The organism is Flavobacterium sp. 9R (assembly GCF_902506345.1).
GTDB lineage: Bacteria > Bacteroidota > Bacteroidia > Flavobacteriales > Flavobacteriaceae > Flavobacterium.
Genome location: NZ_LR733428.1, coordinates 43,290 through 68,252 on the forward strand (window position 1 = coordinate 43,290; position 24,963 = coordinate 68,252).

At 36.9% G+C, this 24,963-nt stretch carries 23 protein-coding genes; 14 read left to right on the top strand and 9 right to left on the bottom strand.

The features are described from left to right. Entirely contained in the window at positions 1 to 468 is a 468-nt protein-coding gene (locus FLAVO9AF_RS15520; RefSeq protein WP_159691405.1) for a nuclear transport factor 2 family protein, read from the top strand. Positions 469 to 533: 65 nt separating this feature from the next. Here FLAVO9AF_RS15520 and FLAVO9AF_RS15525 read toward each other — a convergent pair whose 3' ends face one another. Genes FLAVO9AF_RS15525 through hutH form a run of 3 tightly spaced genes read right to left on the bottom strand, consistent with a single transcriptional unit; the run spans position 534 to position 4,062 of the window. Further along, positions 534 to 1,823, bottom strand: a complete 1,290-nt coding sequence (locus FLAVO9AF_RS15525; protein ID WP_159691408.1) for an inorganic phosphate transporter — start codon at positions 1,821 to 1,823, stop codon at positions 534 to 536. 30 nt (positions 1,824 to 1,853) lie between these two features. Continuing rightward, a complete protein-coding gene (locus FLAVO9AF_RS15530; RefSeq protein WP_159691411.1) occupies positions 1,854 to 2,498 on the bottom strand; it encodes a DUF47 domain-containing protein in 645 nt (214 codons plus the stop codon). 49 nt (positions 2,499 to 2,547) lie between these two features. After that, positions 2,548 to 4,062 (bottom strand): histidine ammonia-lyase, encoded by a 1,515-nt coding sequence (gene hutH, locus FLAVO9AF_RS15535; protein ID WP_159691414.1) that lies wholly within the window; start codon positions 4,060 to 4,062, stop codon positions 2,548 to 2,550. A gap of 607 nt (positions 4,063 to 4,669) precedes the next feature. Between hutH and thrA the strand changes: the two genes are divergently transcribed. The 4 genes from thrA (at position 4,670) to FLAVO9AF_RS15555 (ending at position 10,102) form a co-directional block, all read left to right on the top strand. Further along, the gene (thrA, locus tag FLAVO9AF_RS15540; RefSeq protein ID WP_159691417.1) at positions 4,670 to 7,117 is read left to right on the top strand and encodes a bifunctional aspartate kinase/homoserine dehydrogenase I; all 2,448 of its coding nucleotides are present in this window, start codon (positions 4,670 to 4,672) and stop codon (positions 7,115 to 7,117) included. Positions 7,118 to 7,214: 97 nt separating this feature from the next. Then, positions 7,215 to 8,138 carry a homoserine kinase gene (locus FLAVO9AF_RS15545; RefSeq protein WP_159691420.1) on the top strand — a complete coding sequence of 308 codons (924 nt, stop codon included), beginning with the start codon at positions 7,215 to 7,217 and terminating at the stop codon, positions 8,136 to 8,138. Positions 8,139 to 8,249: 111 nt separating this feature from the next. After that, the gene (thrC, locus tag FLAVO9AF_RS15550) at positions 8,250 to 9,545 is read left to right on the top strand and encodes a threonine synthase (protein ID WP_159691423.1); all 1,296 of its coding nucleotides are present in this window, start codon (positions 8,250 to 8,252) and stop codon (positions 9,543 to 9,545) included. A gap of 98 nt (positions 9,546 to 9,643) precedes the next feature. Further along, the gene (locus tag FLAVO9AF_RS15555) at positions 9,644 to 10,102 is read left to right on the top strand and encodes a nuclear transport factor 2 family protein (protein ID WP_159691426.1); all 459 of its coding nucleotides are present in this window, start codon (positions 9,644 to 9,646) and stop codon (positions 10,100 to 10,102) included. Positions 10,103 to 10,106: 4 nt separating this feature from the next. Here FLAVO9AF_RS15555 and FLAVO9AF_RS15560 read toward each other — a convergent pair whose 3' ends face one another. Further along, the gene (locus FLAVO9AF_RS15560; protein WP_159691429.1) at positions 10,107 to 10,484 is read right to left on the bottom strand and encodes a helix-turn-helix domain-containing protein; all 378 of its coding nucleotides are present in this window, start codon (positions 10,482 to 10,484) and stop codon (positions 10,107 to 10,109) included. A gap of 130 nt (positions 10,485 to 10,614) precedes the next feature. Here FLAVO9AF_RS15560 and FLAVO9AF_RS15565 point away from each other — a divergent pair, with 130 nt between their 5' ends. From FLAVO9AF_RS15565 to mgtE, 5 genes are all read left to right on the top strand, one after another. Further along, complete coding sequence (locus FLAVO9AF_RS15565) at positions 10,615 to 11,484, top strand: SDR family oxidoreductase (RefSeq protein ID WP_159691432.1); 870 nt, start codon at positions 10,615 to 10,617, stop codon at positions 11,482 to 11,484. A gap of 145 nt (positions 11,485 to 11,629) precedes the next feature. Further along, positions 11,630 to 12,418, top strand: a complete 789-nt coding sequence (locus FLAVO9AF_RS15570) for a PhzF family phenazine biosynthesis protein (protein WP_159691435.1) — start codon at positions 11,630 to 11,632, stop codon at positions 12,416 to 12,418. Between the two features lie 70 nt (positions 12,419 to 12,488). Further along, positions 12,489 to 14,141 carry an FAD-dependent oxidoreductase gene (locus FLAVO9AF_RS15575; RefSeq protein ID WP_159691438.1) on the top strand — a complete coding sequence of 551 codons (1,653 nt, stop codon included), beginning with the start codon at positions 12,489 to 12,491 and terminating at the stop codon, positions 14,139 to 14,141. Positions 14,142 to 14,179: 38 nt separating this feature from the next. Next, positions 14,180 to 14,470, top strand: a complete 291-nt coding sequence (locus FLAVO9AF_RS15580; protein WP_159691441.1) for a DUF1272 domain-containing protein — start codon at positions 14,180 to 14,182, stop codon at positions 14,468 to 14,470. Positions 14,471 to 14,517: 47 nt separating this feature from the next. After that, positions 14,518 to 15,834, top strand: a complete 1,317-nt coding sequence (mgtE, locus tag FLAVO9AF_RS15585; RefSeq protein ID WP_159691444.1) for a magnesium transporter — start codon at positions 14,518 to 14,520, stop codon at positions 15,832 to 15,834. Between the two features lie 63 nt (positions 15,835 to 15,897). Here the strand turns inward: mgtE and FLAVO9AF_RS15590 are convergent, their stop codons facing one another. From FLAVO9AF_RS15590 to FLAVO9AF_RS15610, 5 genes are all read right to left on the bottom strand, one after another. Then, entirely contained in the window at positions 15,898 to 17,334 is a 1,437-nt protein-coding gene (locus tag FLAVO9AF_RS15590; RefSeq protein ID WP_201296315.1) for a gluconokinase, read from the bottom strand. Further along, entirely contained in the window at positions 17,322 to 18,641 is a 1,320-nt protein-coding gene (locus FLAVO9AF_RS15595) for a gluconate:H+ symporter (RefSeq protein ID WP_159691447.1), read from the bottom strand. Before FLAVO9AF_RS15595 ends, FLAVO9AF_RS15590 begins: the two co-directional genes overlap by 13 nt. A 51-nt stretch (positions 18,642 to 18,692) precedes the next feature. After that, complete coding sequence (gnd, locus tag FLAVO9AF_RS15600) at positions 18,693 to 19,592, bottom strand: phosphogluconate dehydrogenase (NAD(+)-dependent, decarboxylating) (RefSeq protein WP_159691450.1); 900 nt, start codon at positions 19,590 to 19,592, stop codon at positions 18,693 to 18,695. A 235-nt stretch (positions 19,593 to 19,827) separates the two neighbouring features. Further along, the gene (locus tag FLAVO9AF_RS15605) at positions 19,828 to 21,420 is read right to left on the bottom strand and encodes a murein L,D-transpeptidase (RefSeq protein WP_159691453.1); all 1,593 of its coding nucleotides are present in this window, start codon (positions 21,418 to 21,420) and stop codon (positions 19,828 to 19,830) included. 75 nt (positions 21,421 to 21,495) lie between these two features. Continuing rightward, on the bottom strand, positions 21,496 to 22,338 hold the full coding sequence (locus FLAVO9AF_RS15610) for an AraC family transcriptional regulator (RefSeq protein WP_159691456.1): 843 nt from the start codon (positions 22,336 to 22,338) through the stop codon (positions 21,496 to 21,498). Between the two features lie 92 nt (positions 22,339 to 22,430). On the opposite strand from FLAVO9AF_RS15610, the gene FLAVO9AF_RS15615 reads away from it, so the two are divergent. The 4 genes from FLAVO9AF_RS15615 (at position 22,431) to FLAVO9AF_RS15630 (ending at position 24,958) form a co-directional block, all read left to right on the top strand. After that, the gene (locus FLAVO9AF_RS15615; RefSeq protein ID WP_159691459.1) at positions 22,431 to 23,381 is read left to right on the top strand and encodes a polysaccharide deacetylase family protein; all 951 of its coding nucleotides are present in this window, start codon (positions 22,431 to 22,433) and stop codon (positions 23,379 to 23,381) included. Positions 23,382 to 23,391: 10 nt separating this feature from the next. Further along, complete coding sequence (locus FLAVO9AF_RS15620) at positions 23,392 to 23,820, top strand: cupin domain-containing protein (RefSeq protein ID WP_159691462.1); 429 nt, start codon at positions 23,392 to 23,394, stop codon at positions 23,818 to 23,820. Between the two features lie 46 nt (positions 23,821 to 23,866). After that, complete coding sequence (locus tag FLAVO9AF_RS15625) at positions 23,867 to 24,523, top strand: NAD(P)H-dependent oxidoreductase (RefSeq protein WP_159691465.1); 657 nt, start codon at positions 23,867 to 23,869, stop codon at positions 24,521 to 24,523. Between the two features lie 174 nt (positions 24,524 to 24,697). Continuing rightward, the gene (locus FLAVO9AF_RS15630) at positions 24,698 to 24,958 is read left to right on the top strand and encodes a hypothetical protein (RefSeq protein WP_159691468.1); all 261 of its coding nucleotides are present in this window, start codon (positions 24,698 to 24,700) and stop codon (positions 24,956 to 24,958) included. The last annotated feature ends 5 nt before the right edge of the window (positions 24,959 to 24,963 follow it).

Here is a 24,963-nt window from a genome sequence, read left to right on the forward strand (position 1 = left end):
ATGCATCCAAACGAACAACTCATCCATAAATTCTACACAGCTTTTCAGAATGGAGACGCCCTTACTATGAAAGAATGCTACCATCCCGACATTCAATTTCGTGACCCTGCTTTTGGACTTTTAAAAGAAGAACAAGCCAGTATGATGTGGAAAATGCTTTTAGAAAGAGCCAAAGGTGCTATAAAAATTGAGTACAATGAAGTTAAAGCAGATGATACTTATGGCACAGCAAAATGGGTTGCACATTACACTTTTTCACAAACTAACCGAAAAGTAGTTAATCATATTGCCGCTGAATTTGAATTCAAAGATGGGCTTATATACAAACATACCGATAACTTCAATGTATGGAAATGGTCGCAACAAGCGATGGGATGGAAAGGATATTTACTAGGCTGGACAGGCTTTTTCCAAAAGAAAATTCAAGAAAAAGCATTGTATTCGTTAAAAAAATATAGTGAACGTTAAACAGCAAAAAAAAGGGCTATCAAGAAAAAATTCTTCATAGCCCATTTTTATATATTGTTTGTTAACTACAAAAAGATACTTAGTATATAATAAGTAATTGCCGCTAACAATGCTGAAATAGGAATGGTTAATACCCAAGCCCACATTAAACTTACGGTTACCCCCCAACGCACTGCAGAAACTCTTTTGGTCAATCCTACACCAATAATAGAACCTGTAATGGTGTGAGTAGTACTAACTGGAATTTTAAGATGTTCTGTGAAATATAAGGTCAAAGCACCAGCTGTTTCGGCAGCAACACCTTCGAAGGATGATACTTTAGTGATTTTAGAACCCATTGTTTTCACAATTTTCCAACCACCACTCAATGTACCTGCCGCAATAGCAGTATAACAAGCTAAAGGAATCCAAGATGGCATTGCTCCTTTTATCTCTTTATCATCATTAGGTAAAATCACTTGCAACCAATCTGGCAAAGATTCTTGAGCCACTCCACTAGTATGAATATATACGGCTACTGCTGCTGCAATAATTCCCATTACTTTTTGAGAATCGTTTCCACCGTGTCCTAAACTAAAAGCCGCAGAAGACAGTAATTGAAATTTTTTCAACCACGAATTCGCTTGATGAATATTTAAACTACTAAAAATCAAACAGAAAGTACTTATTGACAAAACAATAAATGCAACTAATAACCATTTGATATTGTGCGCTTCAAAAGCTACGCTCCAAAAGTGTGAATCAAATCTTGGTTTTTCAATATCTGCATAATACTTCATTTGTTTTTCAACAAACCAAACAGTTACTGCCATTATTGACAAGGTAAATATTTTTGGGTAAATGCTTTTCTTAGAAGAATTTAATAACCAAATTGAAATTAAATAAGAAATCAAAGCTCCCAACAAAGGCGCTAAAACGATAAATGCTATAACGATTAAAACACCAGAAGGCAAACCTCCATCTTTTCCTTCTTTGAACCAAGTAACCACGCCAAAACCTGCGTGAGCTATGGCTGCTCCAGCAAAACCACCTATCAAAGTATGAGAAGAACTTGAAGGAATACCTAACCACCAAGTTAGTAAGTTCCAACAAATCGCTGCTATAACCCCAGCCAAAATCACAACAAGATTTATATCCATTGTACTTGCTGTCTTTGCAACGGTGTCAGCTACACCAAAACCAAATACCCAATAGGCTAAAAAGTTAAAGAAAGCTGCCCATAATACCGCTTGAAAAGGAGAAAGTACCTTTGTCGCAACCACGGTAGCAATTGCATTAGCTGCATCATGAAAACCATTGATGTAATCAAAAATTAATGCTAAAACAATAATTATTATTAATAAAGTAAATTCCATAATTGTATTTTCTATAGGGAATAAATAAATTTACGAGTGTTTTACAGTGATTGATTCCAATACACTAGCTACACTTTTACATTTATCCGTAGCAGTTTCTAATACAGAAAGTACTTCTTTATATTTAATAATATTTTTTACGTCAGTTTCGTTTTCAAAAATTTCAAAAACAGCTTTATTGTATACATTATCCGACTTGTTTTCTAATTTATTGATTTTAGCACAAGCCGTAGTAATGGTTTTCATTCGTTCTAAATTTTTCAACTCTTTAACAGCAGCGTCAATATGCTGACAAGCTTCAAGGTTAATTTCTGTTAATTTACGAATAGATTTAGTGATTTTATCTACTTGATACAAACGCATTCTACTAGCTGCACCATGTAAATTATCGGCCACGTTATCAATTGAAGTTATCAATGAGTGTATATCTTCTCTATCAAAAGGAGTAATAAAATTTCTACTTAACTCTAGATTGGTTTGACGCGTTAAATCTTCGCCACGCTGTTCTAATTCATCAATTTTTAAAAACAAAACTTCTCTTTCCTTTAAAGGTAAGTTCACTGCTTCGTGCAAGTTAGAAGCTAATTCAATTAAGTTACTTGATGCCTCTTCAAATAAAGGAAAAAACTTTTTGTCCTTTGGTACTAAAAATTGGAAAACACTATTTAATGTCATTTTATAAGGATTTAGAATTGCAAAATTAGTTCATTATTTTAAGCCAATGTTAATTTAACGTTAACAAATCATCTTCGATATGAAAACTGTCAAGAAACAAAATGGTTTTTTCAATATCGTAATGCAATATTCTATCTTCGCTTACAAAAGGAACTTCTTGTCTATAGGAAGCTAAAAACATTTCTATAAATTCACTTGACTGCAAAGGTCTTCTGAATTCAATAGCTTGTGAAGCATTCATCAATTCAATTGCCAAAATTCGTTCTAAATTATCTAGCACTTTCAAACATTTTGTAGCTCCATTAGCCCCCATACTTACATGGTCTTCCTGACCATTGCTAGAAACAATACTATCAACACTTGAAGGAGTAGCCAATTGCTTGTTTTGACTTGCAATACTTGCAGCCGTGTATTGTGGAATCATAAAACCAGAATTTAATCCTGGATTGTCAACCAAAAAGGCTGGAAGATTTCGCAAGCCTGAAATTAATTGATAAGTTCTCCTTTCTGAAATACTTCCTAACTCAGCCAATGCAATCGCCATAAAATCTAAAGCCAAAGCCAAAGGTTGTCCATGAAAATTACCACCAGAAATGATTTGGTCACTTTCTATAAAAATATTTGGGTTATCAGTAACAGAATTTATCTCAGTTTTAAAAACTTTCTTCACATATTCCATAGCATCTTTTGACGCTCCATGCACTTGTGGGATACAACGAAAGGAATAAGGGTCTTGCACATGCGATTTGGTTTGTTCAATAATCTGACTACCTTCTAAGAATTCATTTATACGTTGTGCTGTTACAATTTGACCTTTGTGTGGTCGAATATAATGTATCAATTCATTAAACGGTTCAATTCGTCCATCAAAAGCTTCAAGAGAAATCGCTCCTATCAAATCAGCGAAATAAGATAATTTATATCCTTTTATAAGAATGTGCGCGCCATAAGCAGCCATAAATTGTGTCCCATTTAACAAAGCCAAACCTTCTTTGGACTGCAAAACAATTGGCTCCCATTGAAACTTTGTCATTATCTCAGACGAGTTCCTTTTTTTTCCTTCAAAATACACTTCACCTTCACCAATTAAAGGCAATGACAAATGTGCTAAAGGTGCCAAATCTCCTGATGCTCCAAGAGATCCCAATGTATATACAACAGGATAGATTCCATTATTGTAAAAATCAACCAAGCGCTCAACCGTTTGCAATTGCACTCCAGAGTGACCATAGCTTAATGATTGAATCTTCAATAACAACATCAATTGAACAATAGCAGTCGGAACTTCTTCACCAGTGCCACAAGCATGCGATTTAACTAAATTCTCCTGTAACTTCGATAAATTTTCATTCGAAATTTTCACATTACACAAAGAACCAAAACCCGTATTTATGCCATAAATAGGTTCGTTATGAGTGGCCATTTTTTTATCCAAGAAATCCCTACATTTCTGAATATTTACTTTAGCTTCTTCAGAGAGGGCAATGGTCTTTTGAAAGGTAATAATCTCTTGTAATGCTTCAAAAGTAAGGAGTTCGGTAGAAATATAATGCGTATTATCCATTTTAAGAATCGTTTAAGCTCCAAAATTGAATAAATTCACATTAAAAACCAACTGAAAATAGAAATAATTTAAAAAAATATACCACTCTAACTATTTAAAAAAGTATAATAATCTGTAGCTTGAATACATTATCATTATTATCAACATTTTTACTAAGTCATTCTATAATTATGGAGCTTCTTTTACAAAAAACAACCTTAAAACAAATAAAAATAAATAATAAAAAAAGTAAACCCTATCGGATAACTATGTTAAACAAAGCAAAAATCATAATCATTCTCAAGTAAAAATAAATTATATGTAATTTTATGAATTATGATTCGATATTTTTAAAATATTCGTAAAAAGACTAAACAGTTCCAAATCTTTACAAAAAAACTGTACTTTTGAAAAATCAAAATGGAAAATAAAAACAGCACATACACACTACTAATGACAACGCCAACTGGGGTTGCATTTGCTGTTACTACTTCTACAACTACAACCACTACTACCCTTTAGGGGTATACTTTATTACATATCATCCGATTTTATTCCATCTATTTTATTTAGAAAATAGACTTTTGGGAGGCAGCAAACTTTAGCATTCAATTAAACAAAATATACAATGAGAGTATTAAAATTTGGCGGAACTTCAGTAGCCAATGCAGATAATATAAAACTAGTAATTGCGATAATAACTAAAAAAGCAGAAAAAGAACCACTAGCAGTAGTCGTTTCCGCCTTGAGCAAAGTCACAGATTTACTACAACTAGCCGCCCATAAAGCTGCTAATAATGACGAAAACTTTAGAGAAATTGTTCTAGAAATAGAAAAAAAACACCTAGACACCTTAAAACAATTAATTCCAGTAAGCGAACAAAGTGCTTTATTGAGTCACATCAAGCGCATTATTAATCATTTAGAAACATTGTTGGATGGTTGTTTCTTATTGGGTGAATTATCCCCGAGAACAGCCGATACCATTTTAAGTTTTGGTGAATTATTATCTTCATTTATCATAGCCGAAGCTTTGAAACAAAACCCAAAAAGCACCAATTACAAAGACAGTCGCGAACTCATTAAAACCAACGCAACTTTTGGAAAAGCAAGCGTGAATTTTGAAGTAAGCAATCGTCTTATACAGGATTACTTTACAACAAATACTTCTAAAGTAGTACTCCTTCCTGGTTTCATTGGAGCAACTGAGGATGGAATCACTACTACTCTTGGACGTGGAGGCTCAGATTATTCGGCAGCAATTCTTGCTAGTGCATTAGCAGTTGACGAGCTAGAAATTTGGACAGATGTAAACGGAATGTATACTGCTAATCCTAAATTGGTAAAACAAGCACAACCTATTGCCACTATCTCTTATCAAGAAGCTATGGAGTTGTCTCATTTTGGGGCTAAAGTTTTATATCCGCCTACCATTCAGCCAGTACTAAGAAAAAACATTCCAATACTTATTAAAAACACTTTTGAGCCCCAAGCAGAAGGAACTTTTATTTCGAATACAATTGCTGCTAATGGTTCACCTGTAAAAGGAATCAGTCATATCGATAACATCACTCTTATTACTCTCGAAGGTTCTGGAATGATTGGTGTAGCGGGTTCCTCAAAACGTCTTTTTGAAGTACTTTCGAATGAAAGTATCAATGTTATCTTCATCACACAAGCTTCTTCAGAACATTCGATTTGTATTGGTATTTTGAATTCTGATGCAGAAAATGCAGAAATCGCCATCAACAAAGCGTTTGAAATTGAAATTACTCAAAACAAAGTCGAACCTTGTATCGTTGAGAAAAACCTTTGTATTATTGCTTTAGTAGGCGAAAACATGAAGAACCATCAAGGGCTCAGCGGACGTATGTTTAGTACACTTGGAAAAAACAATGTCAATATTCGAGCCATTGCGCAAGGGGCTTCAGAGAGAAATATATCTGTGGTTATCAATGAAAGAGATGTCAAAAAAGCCTTGAATACTTTGCACGAAAATTTCTTTGAAGAAAACACCAAACAACTCAACTTATTTGTGATGGGCGTGGGTAATGTAGGTGAAAAATTTATGGAACAAATTCACCAACAAAAGAAATTCCTAAAAGAAAATCTAAAAATCAATTTGCGTTTAATAGCTGTTTCTAATTCTAGAAACATGTATTTTGATGAAGATGGTATGCCGCTCAAAGAGTGGTCATCACTTTTAGCAAATGGTGAACCTGCAAATGCCGAGGCTTTTATTTCCAAAGTAAAAGAACTCAATTTACGCAATAGTATATTTGTCGACATTACTGCCAATGAAAGTGTGTCTAAGCTTTATGAACAATTTTTAAGACAAAACGTAGCAGTAGTGACTTGCAACAAAATTGCATGTTCATCGGCATATGCCAATTATCAAAACCTTAAAAATCTATCTCGAAAATACAATGCTCCTTTCTTATTCGAAACCAATGTAGGTGCAGGTTTACCAATAATTGACACAGTCAAAAACCTAATTGCATCAGGAGACAAAGTGCACAAAATTCAAGCGGTTTTATCCGGAAGTTTGAATTTTATCTTTAATAAGTTCGGTCCAAATTATTCTTTTCACGATGTTGTAAAAGAAGCAGGCGTTCAAGGATTCACAGAACCTGACCCAAAAATCGATTTGAGCGGAGTTGATGTAGCAAGAAAGATTTTAATCCTTATTAGAGAAAGCGGTTATCAAATGGAAATTGAAAATATAGAGAACCTTTCTTTTTTACCAGATGAATGTATGAAGACAACTAACAATGAAGATTTTTTCAAATCACTCCTTACAAATGCCTCACATTTTGAGGAATTATTAAAAGAAGCTAACGAAAAAGAATCCCGTCTCAAATTTGTTGCCCAATTCGAAAACGGCAAAGCCAATGTCGGATTACAATTCATCGCCAAAGATCATCCGTTTTATAACTTAGAAGGAAAAGACAACATTGTGTTATTCTACACCGATCGCTATGTAGACCAACCTTTATTGATTAAGGGTGCTGGTGCAGGAGCAGCTGTTACTGCTTCAGGAATTTTTGCCGATGTAATTCGTATTGGAAATGTGTAAAAAGAGTTACTGAGACACTAAGTTCCTTAGCCTCTAAGACAATTCAAACTTAGAACAATAAAAACTTAGCTACTCAGAAACTAAGAAACTAAAAAAAATGAAAGAAATAAAACTATTTTGTCCAGCTACTATTGCTAATCTTTCTTGTGGATTTGATGTATTGGGCTTGTGTTTGGCCACTGCAGGCGACGAAATGATTGTTCGGACTTCTTCCGAAAAAGGGGTTCGAATTACCAAAATCGTAGGCGCTGATTTGCCTTTAGAAACCGAGAAAAATGTAGCAGGAGTTGCTGCTTTGGCATTACTAGAAGCTTTTGAAACAGAAATGGGTTTTGAAATCGAAATCTACAAAAACATTAAAGCTGGAAGTGGCATTGGAAGCAGCGCCGCAAGTTCTGCTGGAGCCGTTTTCGGAATTAACGAATTGCTTGGAAGGCCTTTTTCACGCAAAGAATTGGTACAATTTGCAATGCAAGGCGAAAAACTAGCCAGTGGCAATGCACATGCTGACAATGTCGCTCCTTGCCTTTTGGGTGGTTTCACTTTAGTGAGAAGTTCCAATCCTTTAGACATTATCAAAATCGACAGTCCGACAGAATTATACGCTACGGTAGTTCATCCACAAATTGAACTCAAGACTTCGGATGCGCGTTCGGTTTTAAAACAAACTGTTTCCCTAAAAAGTGCTATTACTCAATGGGGCAATGTGGGTGGTTTAATCGCTGGTTTGTACACCCAAGATTATGACCTTATTGGGCGATCACTCCATGACGAAATCATAGAACCCGTTCGCAGTATGTTGATTCCAGGTTTTGATACCATCAAACAAACTGCCTACGAAAACGGCGCTTTGGGATCTGGAATTTCAGGTTCTGGCCCTTCAATTTTTGCGTTGAGTAGAGGTGAAAAAACAGCCAAAAAGATTGCCGATGCAATGAGCAAAGTTTATGAAGAAATGAATTTGCCCTACGAAATCCACGTGTCGAAAATTAATCCAGATGGAGTTGCTATAATTGCATAGCCCCCTAACCCCCGAAGGGGAATACTATTTATTCAAGCAAAACAACACACTAATTACTAATCACTAATTACTGTCAGCTCGAGCGCAGTCGAGAGCGACTATTCACTAAAAATGAAATACTACAGTTTAAATCATAATTCACCCAACGTTTCTTTTGAGGAAGCGGTGGTACAAGGATTGGCCTCTGATAAAGGCTTATATTTTCCGGAATCAATTAGTCCATTAGCGGCTGACTTTTTTGAAAACATCGAAAAGCTATCTCACGAGGAGATTGCTTTTCAAGCCATTCAGCAATTTGTGGGTGACGAAATTCCAGCCGACACGCTACGCCAAATCATAGCCGAAACGCTTTGCTTTGATTTCCCAGTAATCGAAGTCGAACAAGGTATTTATTCGTTAGAATTATTTCACGGCCCAACGATGGCATTCAAAGATGTTGGAGCGCGTTTTATGTCGCGTTGCATCGCTTATTTCAACCGAAACGACCCTTCCAAAAAGAACACAGTATTGGTAGCCACTTCTGGAGATACAGGAGGCGCCGTAGCGAGTGGTTTTTTGGGCGTGACTGGCGTAGAAGTGGTAATTTTATATCCATCAGGTAAAGTGAGTGACATCCAAGAACGTCAATTGACCACTTTGGGACAGAACATCAAAGCACTCGAAGTAGACGGTGTTTTTGACGATTGTCAAGATATGGTTAAAAAAGCATTCTTGGATCCAGATTTGGCCGATGTTCATTTAACTTCTGCGAATTCCATCAATATTGCGCGTTGGTTACCTCAAATGTTCTACTTTTTCTTTGCTTACAAAGCCTTGAAAAAACATCAAAAACCCTTGGTCTTTTCGTGTCCGAGCGGAAATTTCGGGAACATTTGCGCAGGCATCATTGCTAAGAAATTAGGCTTACCTATCGAACATTTTGTAGCCGCGACCAATGCCAATGATACCGTACCGCGTTTCCTAGAAAATGGCGTTTACGACCCAAAACCTTCCATCGCCACGATTTCGAATGCTATGGATGTGGGTAATCCGAGTAATTTTGTGCGCATACAAGAAATGTATCAACATGATTTGAAACAATTCGAAAAAGACTTTTCGTCCTACACTTTTAGCGATGCCGCTACACTCGAGGCTATGAAAACCATCCAAAAGCAAAAAGGCTACATCGCAGAACCACACGGAGCAGTAGGTTATTTAGGATTGAAAAAAGAGTTGCAACACCATCCCGATGCCTTGGGAATTTTTCTGGAAACCGCCCACCCTATCAAGTTTCTAGACATCGTAGAACCAGCATTAGGCGTGACTTTACCCATTCCGCCACAAATAGAAAGTGTCTTAAACAAAGAAAAAATAAGCACCAAAATCAAAATATACGAGGAACTGAAAGCATTTTTACAAAATCAATAATTCTTCCTCTTCCCTACTCATAAGCGATTTCTATACAGAAATCGCTTTATTTTTTCTATTTTTATAATCAATTAAAAAACAACTAAATACGTTTTAAAATGAAAAATAGATACGGTATTACTTTGGTCCTTTTGTTGTTGTTATCTTGCGTAAATCCCTCAACTTCTTCAAACGAGAATCAAAAAATAGTAGAACGCTATTACGAGCTATTTAACAAACATCAATGGGAAGAAATGGCTAAAATGTATAGTGAAAAAGCAGCTTTTAAAGATCCGAGTTTAGGAACGGGTGTAGTAGAACAAAGCAGGGCGCAAATCGCAAAAAAATATGGGGAACTAGAAGCTATTTTTCCAGACGTTCACGACTCGATTGTACAAATTTATCCCTCTGATGCTAATCATATAGTAGTTGAATTCGTTTCTACAGGAACAGCTCCAGATAACACAAAATTTACCTTACCCATCTGCACCATTTTCACCATCGAAAACGGACTAATTACCAAAGATTTTACCTACTACGATAATTTTGAAGAGCCAACTACAAACGAAAAACAATAGTATTTTAACTATTTTTAAATCGCTCGCGAGACGTTTTAATAGATTCCATATTGCTTGATGCCCATTGTGCTAGGCTTTCAATATGAGGAACCAAAGACACTCCTAATGGCGTTATTTCATATTCCACTCTTGGTGGAACTTCTGGGTAAACTGTGCGGTGTACCAAACCATCGGCTTCTAGTGTTCGTAAGGTAACCGTCAGCATTTTTTGTGAAATATCCGTGCCTATTTCTTTATTAATTGCATTAAAGCGAAGCTTCTTTTTTTCGCCTAAAATCAACAAGACTAAAACCGACCATTTGTCTCCAAAGCGATCTAAAATCGTTCGAATAGGACAATTCAATAAATTAAAATCTTCTTTTTTTATTTTTATTTCCTCCATAAATCATTGATTTTCATTAATAATAACTTTTAAGTTAGTTAAGCACAAAAAAGTACCGTCTTGTATAATCAAACTAACTAAAAGATATTTGCTCTACAAAAGTAAGTATTAATAATTAAAGAAATAAAAAATGAGTCAACTATTAATTACTGGAGCCACAGGCCAACTAGGAAGTCAAATTGTATCAGAACTAACAGCAAAATATCCTATTGCTCAACTTTCGGTACTCGCAAGAAGTAGCGAAAAAGGCCTTCCATTTACTGAAAAAGGAATAACCGTAAAAATCGGGAACTATCAAGATCCATCAAGTCTATTAGAGGCTATGCAAGGAATCGACAGAGTTCTTTTAATCTCATCAAGTGACTTTAATGACCGAATTGGTCAACATAAAAATGTGATTGATGCCGCAAAAGCTGCCGGAGTACAACATATTTTTTACACTGGAGTTGCAATAAAAGATATCGAAACTTCCCCCTTAAAACCGTTACTAGGAGATCATTTTGAAACTGAAGAATACATTAAGCAAAGCGGACTAACTTATACTTTCTTACGCAATAGTTTGTATGCCGATGTGGTGCCAATGTTTATTGGAGCCAATACCATCGAAACAGGAGTATTTTTCCCAGCAGGCGAAGGGAAAGTTGCTTTTGCAAACCGAAAAGATTTGGCCAAAGCCATTGCTAAAATTGTTGCTAAAAGCGAACATGAAAATAAGATTTTCAACCTTACCGGAAGCCAATCGCATTCATTCTCCGAAATTGCTAGCTATTTATCAGAACTCTCAGGGAAGGAAGTACCCTACATCAGCCCTTCCTCAGCCGATTTTGAAAACGCTCTGAAAGGATTTGGACTTCCAGAGCCCATCATTACTATGTCGGTTCTTTTTGCTGCTGGTATAAAAAACAATGATTTTGAAGAAGTAGACAGTAGTCTAAAAACAATCATCGATCAGGAACCGACTTCTTTAAAAGCCTTCTTGAAAGAAGCATATCAATTGTAATTTCAATTTCAAAACCTGATGATTAAACATCAGGTTTTTTTATGGATAAAAATTAGCCTTTTAAAAAATGCGTACACACAATAAGACCGATAGAAATCCTTATTTTTGGTAAAAAATAAAAAACTATCCCACAACTTATATCCCAATGAAATTAGACTTTTATCAAATCGATGCTTTTACCGATACCTTATTTGGAGGAAATCCAGCAGTAGTTGTTCCTCTGAAAGAGTGGTTACCCGATGCACTTTTATTAAAAATTACCCAAGAAAATGCTGTTGCTGAAACCGCTTTTTTTGTAGACAAAGGAGAAAAAATACATCTGCGTTGGTTTACTCCCGAAATCGAAATGGACTTGTGTGGTCATGCTACTTTGGCTACCGTTCATGCATTAAAAACAATTTTAAATGATCCAAGAACTACCTTTGTGTTTGAAACTTTAAGTGGAGACCTTACGGTTTTAGTACAAGACGATTACTATTTTTTGAATTTCCCTTCCAGAATGCCAGTCGCATCTCATCTTACAGAAAACTTAAAGCTTTCATTTAACATAAAACCAAAAGAGATTTTAAAATCAAGAGATTATGTTTTAATTTACGATAATGAAGAGGATATCAAAAACCTTCAAATTGATCGCAATTTATTTGACCAAATCAATATGGAAACTGGAGGGGTAATTGTAACCGCACCAGGAAAAAACAGCGATTTTGTCTCTCGCTTTTTTACACCGCAAGCTTCAATACTCGAAGATCCTGTAACTGGTTCAGCTCATTGCTCTTTGATTCCGCTTTGGGCAGAAAGACTGGGTAAAAAAGAACTCTTTGCGCTTCAAGTTTCTGAAAGATTGGGGAAACTGAATTGTGAATTACGTGGCGATCGTGTTATCATTAGCGGACAAGCCAAAACATATGCAATAGGTTCTTTTTGGACGGAATAATAACATTATATATGGTTTATAATCAATTAGTTATAATTAATTAACCAAAGTAAAACTTTACTATAATCATATGAAAAAAATCAAGGTATTATTTTATAGTTTACTACTAGGTGGTTCGCTTTGGGGACAAAACACTACGACACTTCAGGCGGATATTGTAGTCTACGGTGGAACATCGGCAGCAGTGGTCGCTGCAGTAAAAGCGGCTCAACTTGGGCAATCAGTACTCGTTATTTCACCCGATCAGCATTTGGGAGGAATGTCGGCTGCTGGACTTGGCTATACCGATGCAGGAAAAACACAACTCATAGGTGGTTTATCCAAAATGTTTTATAAAAAAGTATATAACTACTACCAAGCCGAAAGTGCATGGAAATGGCAAAAAAAATCAAATTTTAATGCCAAAGGTCAAGGCACACCTGCTATAGACGAAAAATCAAAAACCATGTGGGTTTTTGAACCGCATGTAGCAGAACATATTTTCGACCAATGGATTGCTGACCACAAGATTAAAGTCTATAAAAACGAATGGCTGGATCGCAACAAAAAAATAGACAAAAAAGGCACTACAATCGAAGCTTTCTATACCCTAAGCGGAAAGAAAATTGAAGGAAAAGTGTTTATTGATGCCACCTACGAAGGCGATTTAATGGCGGCAGCTGGTGTTTCTTATCATGTAGGAAGAGAATCTATTGCCGTTTACTTTGAGAAATTTAACGGTGTTCAAAAAAAGTTATACCAACACGATCATAATTTCAAAAATTTCAAGATAAGTCCGTATTGGATTCCCGGTGACGCTTCCTCAGGCTTGTTGCCCAAAATTTCACCAGACCCAGTTAGCAAAAATGGAACGGGCGATCATAAAATGGAAGCCTACTGTTACCGCTTATGCCTAACCACCGTAAAAGAAAACCAAATTCCGATAGAAAAGCCAGAAGGTTATGACCCAAAAGACTATGAAATATTAGGAAGATTGTATCAAAAAGGTTGGAAAAAAACGTTCAAAAAATTTGATGCTATTCCCAATTTCAAAACCGATGTGAACAATCACGGCCCGTTTAGCCATGACAATATTGGAATGAACCATGACTATCCCGAAGCTTCATACGAACGCCGAAAAGCCATAGCCAAAGAACACGAAAACTACCAAAAAGGACTACTCTACTTTACGGCTACAGATGCTAGAGTGCCCAAAAAGATAAGAACAGCCATGCTCAAATGGGGTTATCCAAAAGATGAATTCCTAGACAATGGTGGCTTTCCCCATCAATTATACATTAGAGAAGCCAGACGAATGGTTGGTGCATACGTCATGACTGGAAATGTAGTAAGGGGAGAAACAGAACCCGAAGATCCTATTGGCATGGGATCTTACAACTTAGATTCCCACAATGTACAACGCTATGTCACCAAAGAAGGCTGGATAGAAAACGAAGGCGATGTAGGCATCGAACCTCCAAGACCTTATAAAATTGCCATGGGAACCGTTTTACCGAAAGCCAACGAATGCAGCAACTTGGTGGTACCTGTGTGTGTGTCAAGTTCGCACATCGCTTATGGAAGCATTCGCATGGAGCCTATTTTTATGATTTTGGCCGAATCAAGTGCACAAATTGCGGCATTGGCCATACAAAACAAAAGTAGCGTTCAAGAAGTACCTTATGCAAAGCTCCAACAAGCATTGCTTGAAGCTGGACAAGTTATGGAAGAACCTAAAAAATAAATCCTGATTTAGTTCCCTACTCAACAAAAAACAAGCTTATGCTAGAACTAAGATCCCACTGCGAAAACTGTGCAAAGCCGCTTCCTCCCACGAGTACAGACGCCATGATTTGTACTTTTGAATGTACCTTTTGTTCGGATTGTGTTACTACCGTTTTAGAAAATGTTTGTCCCAATTGTGGCGGCGGATTTGAAAAAAGACCCGTTCGTCCTGCACAATTGCTTTCAAAATATCCTGCACAAAATGAATCGATAATAAAACCAATTGATTGGAGTAGCTTTGAAACACTCCAAAACCACAACAAAGCAATACCACCCGAAAGCAGATAGTATTCTGTTTAAAACCAAAAAGTAAATACCTCATTAATTTTATTGCTATGGATCACATTACCTCTAAACATCCAGCGGATATTGCCGACCAATTGACACAAAAAAGCAGTAAAGACCGTGTGCTTTCTTTTCTCCTTTTAGCAGGAGAAGCCAAAGCTGAAGTGTTTCCGTATTTTGACAGTGAAATTCAACAAGAGCTCATTTTGAATTTAGGAAATGAAGCCACAAAGGAACTGTTTAACGAATTAGCTCCCGATGATAGAACGCTTCTTTTGACGGATTTCCCAGATAGCATCATCAAGGAAATCATCAATTTGTTGGACCAAAAAGAAAGAGAACAAGCGCTGAATTTACTGGGCTACGAAAGTGATAGTATTGCCCGATTGATGACGCCTCATTATATTCAGGCGAAAAAAGATTGGACGGTAAAACGAGTACTTGAATCGATTAAGATTTATGGTAAAAAAGCCGAAACACTCAACTTTGTATATGTAGTGAATGACAAAAACAAGTTGATTGATGATTTACGTATAGGTCAGTTACTAATGGCAGAAGACTCGACTTTGATTGAGGAGTTGATGGATAAAAATTTTATTGCCATTCGCACCACCGAAAAAATTGAAGAAAGCTTGGCCATTTTTGACAAATACGACCGTGAAGCTTTGCCTATCGTGACCGAAAAAGGCATTTTGGTGGGCATAGTGACTTTTGACGATTTATTGGAACAAATCGAACAACGAGATACCGAAGATATGCAGAAATTTGGGGGTATGGAAGAATTGGATGTTTCGTACACCAAAACTTCACTCTCCGATTTGGTAAAAAAACGTGCGGGTTGGTTGGTCGTTTTGTTTTTAGGCGAACTACTCACCGCCTCGGCTATGGGACATTATGATGACGAAATCGCCAAAGCCGTAGTTTTGGCCTTGTTTGTTCCGTTGATTATTTCTAGTGGAGGAAATTCGGGTTCGCAAGCGGCATCTTTGATTATTCGTGCTATGGCACTAAAAGAATTGCAATTGCGGGATTGGTGGTATGTGATGAAAAAAGAGTTTGTTTCTGGATTATTATTGGGTGGCATACTAGGACTCCTAGGCTTTATTCGAATTGTGATTTGGCAAGAAGCAGGAATTTATGATTATGGTCCGTATTGGTTGTGGGTTGCGCTGAGTGTCTCTACTTCGCTCCTATTTATCGTTTTATGGGGAACGCTTTCAGGCGCATTGATTCCGTTTTTGCTGCGCAAAATGAAACTCGACCCTGCAGCGGCTTCGGCTCCGTTTGTAGCTACTTTGGTGGACGTTACGGGATTGATTATTTACTTTTCTGTTTCGGCATTTTTCTTGGCGGGAAAATTACTTTAGACATAGCCACAATTAAACATGATTTCATTTAAAGACACCTAATCCGCTAAAAAACAGCAAACACTATATTTCTTTTAGCAAAGTGTACACTTTTTTAAATCTAATGAAGGCTTCTTTGTATACTTCTGCATTTGTCTTATTTGGAAAAAAAGTTTTTCCAATATTTTGCTTCGTATTAACTATTCCGGAAGTGGCCTCCAAACCAATTAAAACAGCACCCCAAGCAGCACCTTCAATGGTATTAGGTATAGCTACTTTCATTTGAAAAATATCCGCAACTATTTGTAACCAAAATTCGCTTTTACCAAATCCTCCACTAACCATAACCGTAGTGTTTTTTCTCTTTTCTGCATCAGGAATCAGAATTTCTGTAATTTGAAATAATCCAAATAAAATTCCCTCGAGAGTAGCTCTGACCAAATGCGATTGAGTATGTGTAATTTGCATTCCTAAAAGAGTCCCTTGTGCTGATGCATCCCAAATTGGCGCTCTCTCTCCAAGTAAATAAGGTACAAAAAGCAATCCTTCAGCACCCGCAGGGATTTTTTCAGCTTCAAGAAAAAGAGTTTCATAAGAAGCTGTTGTTTTTAGCATCGTTTCCTTAAGCCATTGCAACACAATTGCTCCATTATTTACAGCTCCTAAAGTAAGATATTGATTGTCTTTAAGATGGTAACATTGTGTTCTCATTTGGGAATCAAGTAAGGGCTGATCAATTGGGAGTCGAACCGCTCCACTGGTACCAATGGTTAAAGCGATACATGCATCATTCATTGCACCAGTTCCTAGATTTGCCAAAGCACCATCTCCTCCTCCAATCACATATAAAAAATCATCCGAAATCCCTTTTAAACAATGGGTCACTGCATGAATTGGAGAAAGTTGTGCCTCTTGTATATTTAAAAAAGTAAGAATCTCATCATCCCATTGCAAAGTATGAATATTCATTAGCCCAGTGCCCGATGCCATTGAAGTATCAATAGCATATTCACCTGTAAGATGATGCCAAACATATTCTTTTATACTTATGAATTTGTAGGTTTTGGAAAACGTTTCAGTATCAAACGCTTTGAACCATACTATTTTGGCCAAAGGCGAAAAAGGATGCGTCGGAATGCCTGTTTTCTGATACAACCATTGTGATTTATTGGAAACTTTGAGCTCCTCAACTAAAGTTATGGCTCTATTATCTGCCCATAAAATAGCAGGTGACAATGGCTCTCCTGAAGAATCAATGGCAATAACACTTTGCATGGCTGCACTAAAACTAATAAATTCTGGTCGAATGTTTTTGGTTATAGTGCTTATACATGTTACAACAGCGTTTAGTATTTCTTGTGGATCCTGATCACTCCAATGTGGTTTGGGATGAAACATAGGATACGAAATAGACAACTCATCGACAACATTTCCTTGGATATCAAAACAAACTGCTTTTGTAGCTGTAGTGCCAATATCAATGCCAACATAATACATAGGCGCTCTATTTATTTGATCCATACATTTAATAACAATACACCTATTAATCCCATAACACCAATAATGGTTTCCATCAATGTCCAGGTTTTAAACGTATCCGAAACACTAATACCAAAATATTCTTTGAACATCCAAAATCCTGTATCATTAACGTGAGAGCACATTAAACTACCAGCACCAATAGAAAGTACCATTAATTCTGGACTGACGCCCGATTGAATAACTAAGGGTTGTACAATTCCTGCTGCTGTTAATCCAGCAACAGTGGCAGAACCTAAAGCTATACGAATAATCGTTGCAATCAGCCAACCTAAAACCAAAGGCGAAAGAGAAGATTCTTTAAAAAAAAGACTGACATCTGTTCCTATTCCACTATCTATTAATACTTGTTTAAAGGCTCCACCAGCAGCAATTATTAGTATAATCATTGTAGCAGAACCTAATGCCGCACCAGAGCTATCCATAATATCCTGCATTTTTCTACCGCGAAAAAGCCCCAAGGCAACTATTGCAAACAAAATTGCGAGTAGTAAAGAAGTGGTGGGATTACCAATAAAAATTAAAAAGGCACGCAAACTATTTTCTTCAGTCAAAACCAATTCGCTAAAAGTAGCGGACGCCATTAAAATAACCGGAACTAAGGCGGCAATAATACTTATTTGAAAAGAAGGCAGTTCTGATTCTGCGAATGTTTTGCTTTCGAATAGTCCTTTGGGAGGGAACGCTTGAATTTTTTTTATCAATTCAGGAAAAATAATACCTGCAACAATTAGAGCGGGAATTGCAATCACTAAGCCATAAAGTAAGGTCCTCCCAATATTCGCTTTAAAAATAACGGCGATGGCCGTTGGCCCCGGATGGGGCGGCAAAAAACCATGGGTAATGGACAGAGCGGAAGCCATAGCAATGCCTAAATAAATAATAGGCTGTTTTGTACTTTTGGCAACTGCAAAAACCATCGGAATTAATATGATAAAACCAGCATTATAAAACATTGAAATCCCAACAGAAAAGCCTGTAAGCACCATCGCCCATTTGATGTGTTGCACACCAAAAGTTCGAATCATTACCGAACTAATTCTTTGAGCGGCTCCACTGTCTGAAAGTAAGTTCCCCAAAATCACTCCAAAAGCAATAATGAGAACTAGAGAACCCAACGTATTTCCAATACCTAGCTGAATAGATTCAAGTAAAGAAACGAATGGCATCGCTTTCAAAATTCCAACGAAAAAAGCTGTTATTATCAAAGCTATGAAAGCATTGAGCTTGACCCCGGAAATCAAAACCAACAACAAAACAATACTTGCGATAAGGATCAGTAAAGACATGAATTACAATGTTATAAATGTGAATAATTAGTTGATTTGCAACAAAAAGTATTACTCATTTTTCTCTACTGCATGCCCTCCAAATTCGTTTCGGAGTGCTGCCACTACTTTGCCCGAAAAAGTATCGGACATTTGTGATCGATAGCGCATCATAATAGAAAGCGCAATAACTGGAGTGGGTACACCTAAATCCAAGGCGGTTTCTAATGTCCATTTACCTTCTCCTGAAGAATGCATAATTCCTTTAATACCGTCTAATTTTGGATCTTTTGCAAAAGCATTTTCGGTTAATTCCATCAACCAACTGCGCACCACAGAACCATGATTGAATAATTTAGCGGTTTTTTGAAAATCAATATCAAATTCTGAATGCTCAAAGACTTCAAAACCTTCAGCAATAGATTGCATCATACCATATTCAATGCCATTATGCACCATTTTGGTAAAATGGCCACTTCCTGCCGCACCGGTGTAGAGAGAACCATTTTCAACAGAAATATCTTTAAATACTTTAGCTACATAATCAAACACCTCTGGGTCTCCACCTATCATGGTACAAGCTCCATGCAAGGCCCCGGAAGTTCCGCCTGAAGTTCCGCAATCTAAAAAATCGATGCCAAGTGTTTTTAATTTTGAATAACGACGCTTAGAATCATTAAAATTAGAATTCCCTCCATCAATAAGTATATCATTTGGAGACAAATAAGGAAGCAAAGCATGAATCACCGAATCAACAATTTCTCCTGCAGGAACCATTAGCCAAATTACTTTTCGGCTAGTTAGTTTTTGGCACAATTCTTCTGTAGTATACGCCGTTTCAATTCCTTCTTTACCAATTTTAGCAACAAAATCAGGATTGACATCTTGTGCTACCACTTGATATTGGTTTCTTTTTAAATTTAGAGCGAGATTAAATCCCATTTTTCCAAGTCCTATTATTCCTATTTGCATTTTGTGAATTTTCTATTTGATTTCTAAAAATATACTTTATACTAAAACTTTGGATTAATTACCAAAAATAAATGGCAATCAACAATATACAATTAATAACTCCCAAAAAGAACAAATATTCCCTTATAGCCCCGGCAGGAATGGCATCCTTTGCCTTTTTCCTTTAAAAAGGCAAAGATATAATGGATGACGGGACGATGTTGCCAAAAAAGCCCCATTGCTCCCGCTCCAAATGCTACTCTTCTTTGAATAGTAAATTAGCCAATCGCTGGTCTCTTTCGTAGACGTCTTTGTAGAAGTAGATTTGACCATCGTCTTTGACTACAGCGGTGAAATAGCCAATGTAAACGGGGATTTTGTTCTTTAAAACATAGCTATTTTCTTTGCCTTTGTGCATAGCGGCATCGATTTTTTCGGGTGTCCACGCTTTGTCGTTTTCTAGAATTTTTATGGCCAATTCACGAGGTTTTCCTACGCGAATGCAACCGTGACTGTAAGCGCGCTCTTCGTTGGCAAACAAGCCTTTGGATGGGGTATCGTGCAAATAAATATTGTTGGAATTGGGAAAAATAAACTTAACCAATCCCAAAGAATTACTGTTCCCGGGTTTTTGACGCACGCGACCACCATTCCATTCCATATTGTGGCTTGCTAAATAATTGGGATTTTTGGCCATTCCGGGTTTTACCTCTTTGTTAATGATGCTGGTAGGGACATTCCAATAGGGACTGAAGACGATATAACTCATTTTGCCGCTAAAAATCACGGTTTTATTCATTGCTTTTCCGACTACAACTGGCGAATCGAAGATTTTCTTGCCTCCGCGACTCAGGTACATATAGTACGACGGAATATTGACTACGATGAATTCGTTGGCCTTTTCTAAGTCGGGCGAAATCCAGCGACAACGCTCCATATTGACCATAATTTGCTCAATGCGTTCTTCAATGGGTACATTCATCGCTTGGATGTGTTTAGGTAACAAAACCACATCTTCTTTGAATCCGTTTCTGACCAAATAATTGGCCACGCCTTTTTGAAGTTCTTCGTCGTAAATCGCACTTTTAGAATTGGAAGCAAGGTCTTGCGAAAGGAACAAATGGCTGCGAATTTGCTGAATGGCTTGTGCGCTATCGCCTGGCTTGAACGACTTGAAATCGGGGGCAACGGTAATCGTACCCCAGCCGCCTTTTTTCTCTATGTCACGGTATTTTTGCAAAAAATTACGCAGTTTACCGTATTGACTGAACAAAAGCTTTTCTTCTTTTAAAGCTTTCTTGGGATGCAACAAAATCGAATCAAGCAATTGAGCATATCCGATTTCTTTTCGTGGCAAAAGCCAACCCATTTTTTCAGTTACTTTTTGGTCTACGCCATTATAGACTTTATCGGCATAAAACAAATACAAATTACTTAACAACAAATCGTTAGTTTCATTAGACAAATTGGTTTCGGAATGACCATCAAAAATGGTATTCAATTCGTTTTCGTAAGGGAATTTGGCTTTTACTCCTTCTAGTTCTCTATTTCCATATTTAGAATACAAGGTATTTCCAAACTCGACTATGCCTTTTTTCTCATACCAAATCGAAGTAAATTGTTGGTTAGCATACAATTCCATTACTTGTTTTTGATAGCCTTTTAGCTTGGGATATTTTTCATAAAAAGCGTCGATAGCTATAGAATCTACAGGCAGTGCAGTATACAATAAGGTTCCAGTTGCGCTTTTAGGTGCAGCAAATTCAGCTTCTTTCTTAGAATTGCAAGCAACGAAAGTAAACCAAATGCTAAAAGCAAAAAACACGAGGATAAGGAGCTGTTTTTTCATAGGAGCTTTTTTTGTTAAATATATAGAAATCAAGGCAATTAGAAAACAGTTCGAATAAGAAAGACTAAAAAAATGCTATTGTTTATCCGACTCACGAAAGGCAGTAGGTGCCACACCTTTGTATTTTTTGAATAATTTATTAAAATGACTTGCATCATTGAATCCCAAACGGCTTGCAATTTCGCCCACAGTAAAATTATTTTGCAGCAACAATTGCTCGGCTTGCTTGAGTTTAATTTGAATCACGTAGTGTTGTAACGAGAGCCCTGTGTGCTTTTTGATATAGGCACTAATATAATTTGGTGACAAATGAAAAGTAGCAGCCAGAGCGTTGATTTTCATCTTTTCAGCATCGAGAGCGTGCAGTCGAATATAGGACAACACGGCTTGGAGACGGTCATTGGCATTGGAAAGCAGTAAAGCCGATTCATTACGATGTCTTGCCAAATAGAGCATCATCGACTTAAAAACAGACAACGCTATAGCGTATTGATACGGAGCATCGTTGCGAAATTCATATTGAAGTACTTTCAATAAATCAAACAAGTACTTACTATCTGTTGAAGAGGCAACCACAGACCCTAACCGATTATTGGTATTCAGTATAGCATTCTTGATGCTACTCACAGCTTCTTTAGCATGCGGATTATCGATTAGTTCAAAAAACAATTGCTCGGTAAACTTAACAAAAGTAAAAACAGTAGACGACTGAATTTCAAAAGCGTGAGCATCTTCGGGTGTTAGCAAAAAAATATCGCCAGTGTTGTACTCAAAACGTAACCCATTCAGCAAATGCATACCCGTTCCTTGCTCAATAAAAATAACTTCATAAAAATTATGCGTATGCCATTCGTATTCCCAAACATCCAAATGAAGAGAAAAGACGTTTAGGGAATGAAAATTCGTAAACCGTTTCATAATACCATTGATTTTTACAAATATACCCTTGTTTTTTACAAAACAAAACACCTGTAGACAGATTAATTTTGTACCATATAAAATTATGAATTATGAAAAAAACCTCAGCATCAATACTTTGCACCTTTATTAGCTTATTCTTTTTTTCGAATTGCCAAAAAGCAACAGAAGAAAAGCCTACAAAATCCTATTGGCCTAATGGCGCGCAATTAGTGATCTCGGTGTCCATGCAATTTGAAACAGGCGGCCAACCCGAAGGTGCCGAAAGTCCATTTTCAGGCAATCCGCTTCCCAAAGGAAACCCAGATTTGGCAGCCGATAGTTGGTACCGTTATGGTGCAAATGAAGGTATTTACAGAATGCTCGATTTATGGAAAAAGCACGACATCAAAGTAACCTCGCATGTGGTTGGTGCAGCCGCAATACGATACCCAGAAGTAGCTAAAGCAATTGCCAATCAAGGCCACGAAATTGCCGCACATGGTATTGCTTGGGACAATCAATGGAATAAAAATTATGCCGATGAATTGGATTTTGTAAAAAAAGGAGTTGATACTGTAGCTGCAATCACTGGACAAAAAGCAGTGGGTTACAATGCCAATTGGTTACGCAGAAGTCCTAATACACTCAAAGTATTACAAGAATTAGGCTTTTTATACCACATTGATGATTTAAGTAGAGACGAACCCTTTATTACCAAAGTCAATGGAAAAAACTTTGTCGTGATGCCTTATACCCTGCGCAACAACGACATCGTAAATATTGAAGGCAAAAAATGGAGTGCTGACCAATTCTTAGCACAATTGAAACTAGAATTCGACCAACTCTATGCCGAAGGCGCTACCAAAAGACGCATGATGTCTGTGAGTTTACACGACAGAATTGGCGGAAGTCCAGCCATTGTAAAAGTAATGGACGAATTCATCACTTATGCCAAATCAAAACCAGGTGTAGTCTTTATGCGTAAAGATGCCATTGCCAAAATGGTGCAAAATGACCCTAATACGCCAATTGACAATGCCGAAGCAAAGTACAATAACTAATAAAGCAATTATGAATAAAACAACGATAATCGGAATCGCTCTCTTTCTAATAGTTTGGGGAGCAAAGGCACAAAAAGGCAATGAAGTCAATCATTTTTCGATGGATACTTTGAAGTATGAAAAAATGATGGACAAGGTAGAACGCAAATATGCTTATGGAAGTGGCGGAATGATTGCTTATTTGAAACTTGAAAAAGGAGCTCATATTCAGCAACACCAGCATCCCAATGAACAAATCACTCATATCCTCGAAGGAAAAGTAAAGGTCAAAATAAACGACAAAGAATATATTGTAAAAAAAGGCGATGTTTTAATTATTCCTCCTAATGTTCCGCACGAATTTTGGGCTTTAGAAAATACGTTGGATTTGGATATTTTCACTCCCATACGTATGGATTGGATTAACAAAACCGAAAACTATTTGACTCCTAAAAAATAATTGCAAAAAAATATTTTATCTTTATAGTTCTTAAAATCAGAAACATATGAACAAACAAGAAATACTGTCCGCTTTTCAATTCCGTCACGCTTGCAAAGAATTTGATACCAACAAAATCATTCCCAAAGACGATTTTGATTTTATTTTAGAAACCGCTCGTTTATCGCCTAGTTCCTTTGGATTTGAACCTTGGCATTTTGTGGTGGTACAAGACAAAAACTTGAGAGAGCTACTGAAACAAAATGCTTGGGGCGCTCCTAAAAAATTAGAAACAGCAAGTCATTTTGTATTGGGATTAACTATGAAAGCGCCTTTGACCAAATGGGATAGCGAATACATTGCAAATTTTATGAAAGAAGTGCAGCAACTTCCAGAAGAAACCATAAAAGGCAAAGGAAAATTCTATGAAGACTTTCAAAAATCAGATTTTGACCTCAACAACGAACGCCACTTATTCGACTGGGCCACCAAACAAAACTATATCGCGTTGGGTAATATGATGACAGCCGCTGCCATGATTGGCATTGACTCCTGCCCTATCGAAGGCTTCAACCAAAAAATATCCGAAGCCATCCTAGCCGAACATTTTGGCATCGACACCACCCAATACGGCTTGGCTTATATGGTCGCTTTTGGCTACCGAGTAATCGACCCTCGACCAAAAACCAGAAGAACTATCGAAGAAGTCGTAACGTGGAAATAGGTCGAAGTTAGAGGTTAGAGGTTAGAAGGAAGAAAATAGAAAATAGAACACAGATTAAACCTTTAAACTTTTAAACTTTTAAACCTTTAAACCTTTAAACTTTTAAACCTTTAAACAATTTCCCACAAACCATAAACAACAAACCATAAACCATAAACCATAAACCAACCCCTCATGACATTCAAAAAAATACTCCTAACCACTGTATTCACCATTTTACTAATTTACTTGGTATCCTTAGTGGTATTGCTAATTTCTAGCGGTGGACCGACAAATTATTGGCAAGCTTTTAATCCTATATACCAACACGAGACCTGGTTGTTTGTCTTTGGTTGGTCGTTGGGCAATTGGGGCTATGCTTTGATGGTGGTTTTGTGGTTGCTACTGTTTACTGTCGTGTACCAGTTTGTCAACAAAACATTTTTCAAAAACTAAGACAA

What these genes read in the sequence shown, in the direction of transcription:
- FLAVO9AF_RS15520 (WP_159691405.1), top strand. Translation starts at nt 1, where the DNA reads ATGCATCCAAACGAACAACTCATCCATAAATTCTACACAGCTTTTCAG.
- FLAVO9AF_RS15525 (WP_159691408.1), bottom strand. Translation starts at nt 1,823, where the DNA reads ATGGAATTTACTTTATTAATAATAATTATTGTTTTAGCATTAATTTTT.
- FLAVO9AF_RS15530 (WP_159691411.1), bottom strand. Translation starts at nt 2,498, where the DNA reads ATGACATTAAATAGTGTTTTCCAATTTTTAGTACCAAAGGACAAAAAG.
- hutH (WP_159691414.1), bottom strand. Translation starts at nt 4,062, where the DNA reads ATGGATAATACGCATTATATTTCTACCGAACTCCTTACTTTTGAAGCA.
- thrA (WP_159691417.1), top strand. Translation starts at nt 4,670, where the DNA reads ATGAGAGTATTAAAATTTGGCGGAACTTCAGTAGCCAATGCAGATAAT.
- FLAVO9AF_RS15545 (WP_159691420.1), top strand. Translation starts at nt 7,215, where the DNA reads ATGAAAGAAATAAAACTATTTTGTCCAGCTACTATTGCTAATCTTTCT.
- thrC (WP_159691423.1), top strand. Translation starts at nt 8,250, where the DNA reads ATGAAATACTACAGTTTAAATCATAATTCACCCAACGTTTCTTTTGAG.
- FLAVO9AF_RS15555 (WP_159691426.1), top strand. Translation starts at nt 9,644, where the DNA reads ATGAAAAATAGATACGGTATTACTTTGGTCCTTTTGTTGTTGTTATCT.
- FLAVO9AF_RS15560 (WP_159691429.1), bottom strand. Translation starts at nt 10,484, where the DNA reads ATGGAGGAAATAAAAATAAAAAAAGAAGATTTTAATTTATTGAATTGT.
- FLAVO9AF_RS15565 (WP_159691432.1), top strand. Translation starts at nt 10,615, where the DNA reads ATGAGTCAACTATTAATTACTGGAGCCACAGGCCAACTAGGAAGTCAA.
- FLAVO9AF_RS15570 (WP_159691435.1), top strand. Translation starts at nt 11,630, where the DNA reads ATGAAATTAGACTTTTATCAAATCGATGCTTTTACCGATACCTTATTT.
- FLAVO9AF_RS15575 (WP_159691438.1), top strand. Translation starts at nt 12,489, where the DNA reads ATGAAAAAAATCAAGGTATTATTTTATAGTTTACTACTAGGTGGTTCG.
- FLAVO9AF_RS15580 (WP_159691441.1), top strand. Translation starts at nt 14,180, where the DNA reads ATGCTAGAACTAAGATCCCACTGCGAAAACTGTGCAAAGCCGCTTCCT.
- mgtE (WP_159691444.1), top strand. Translation starts at nt 14,518, where the DNA reads ATGGATCACATTACCTCTAAACATCCAGCGGATATTGCCGACCAATTG.
- FLAVO9AF_RS15590 (WP_201296315.1), bottom strand. Translation starts at nt 17,334, where the DNA reads ATGGATCAAATAAATAGAGCGCCTATGTATTATGTTGGCATTGATATT.
- FLAVO9AF_RS15595 (WP_159691447.1), bottom strand. Translation starts at nt 18,641, where the DNA reads ATGTCTTTACTGATCCTTATCGCAAGTATTGTTTTGTTGTTGGTTTTG.
- gnd (WP_159691450.1), bottom strand. Translation starts at nt 19,592, where the DNA reads ATGCAAATAGGAATAATAGGACTTGGAAAAATGGGATTTAATCTCGCT.
- FLAVO9AF_RS15605 (WP_159691453.1), bottom strand. Translation starts at nt 21,420, where the DNA reads ATGAAAAAACAGCTCCTTATCCTCGTGTTTTTTGCTTTTAGCATTTGG.
- FLAVO9AF_RS15610 (WP_159691456.1), bottom strand. Translation starts at nt 22,338, where the DNA reads ATGAAACGGTTTACGAATTTTCATTCCCTAAACGTCTTTTCTCTTCAT.
- FLAVO9AF_RS15615 (WP_159691459.1), top strand. Translation starts at nt 22,431, where the DNA reads ATGAAAAAAACCTCAGCATCAATACTTTGCACCTTTATTAGCTTATTC.
- FLAVO9AF_RS15620 (WP_159691462.1), top strand. Translation starts at nt 23,392, where the DNA reads ATGAATAAAACAACGATAATCGGAATCGCTCTCTTTCTAATAGTTTGG.
- FLAVO9AF_RS15625 (WP_159691465.1), top strand. Translation starts at nt 23,867, where the DNA reads ATGAACAAACAAGAAATACTGTCCGCTTTTCAATTCCGTCACGCTTGC.
- FLAVO9AF_RS15630 (WP_159691468.1), top strand. Translation starts at nt 24,698, where the DNA reads ATGACATTCAAAAAAATACTCCTAACCACTGTATTCACCATTTTACTA.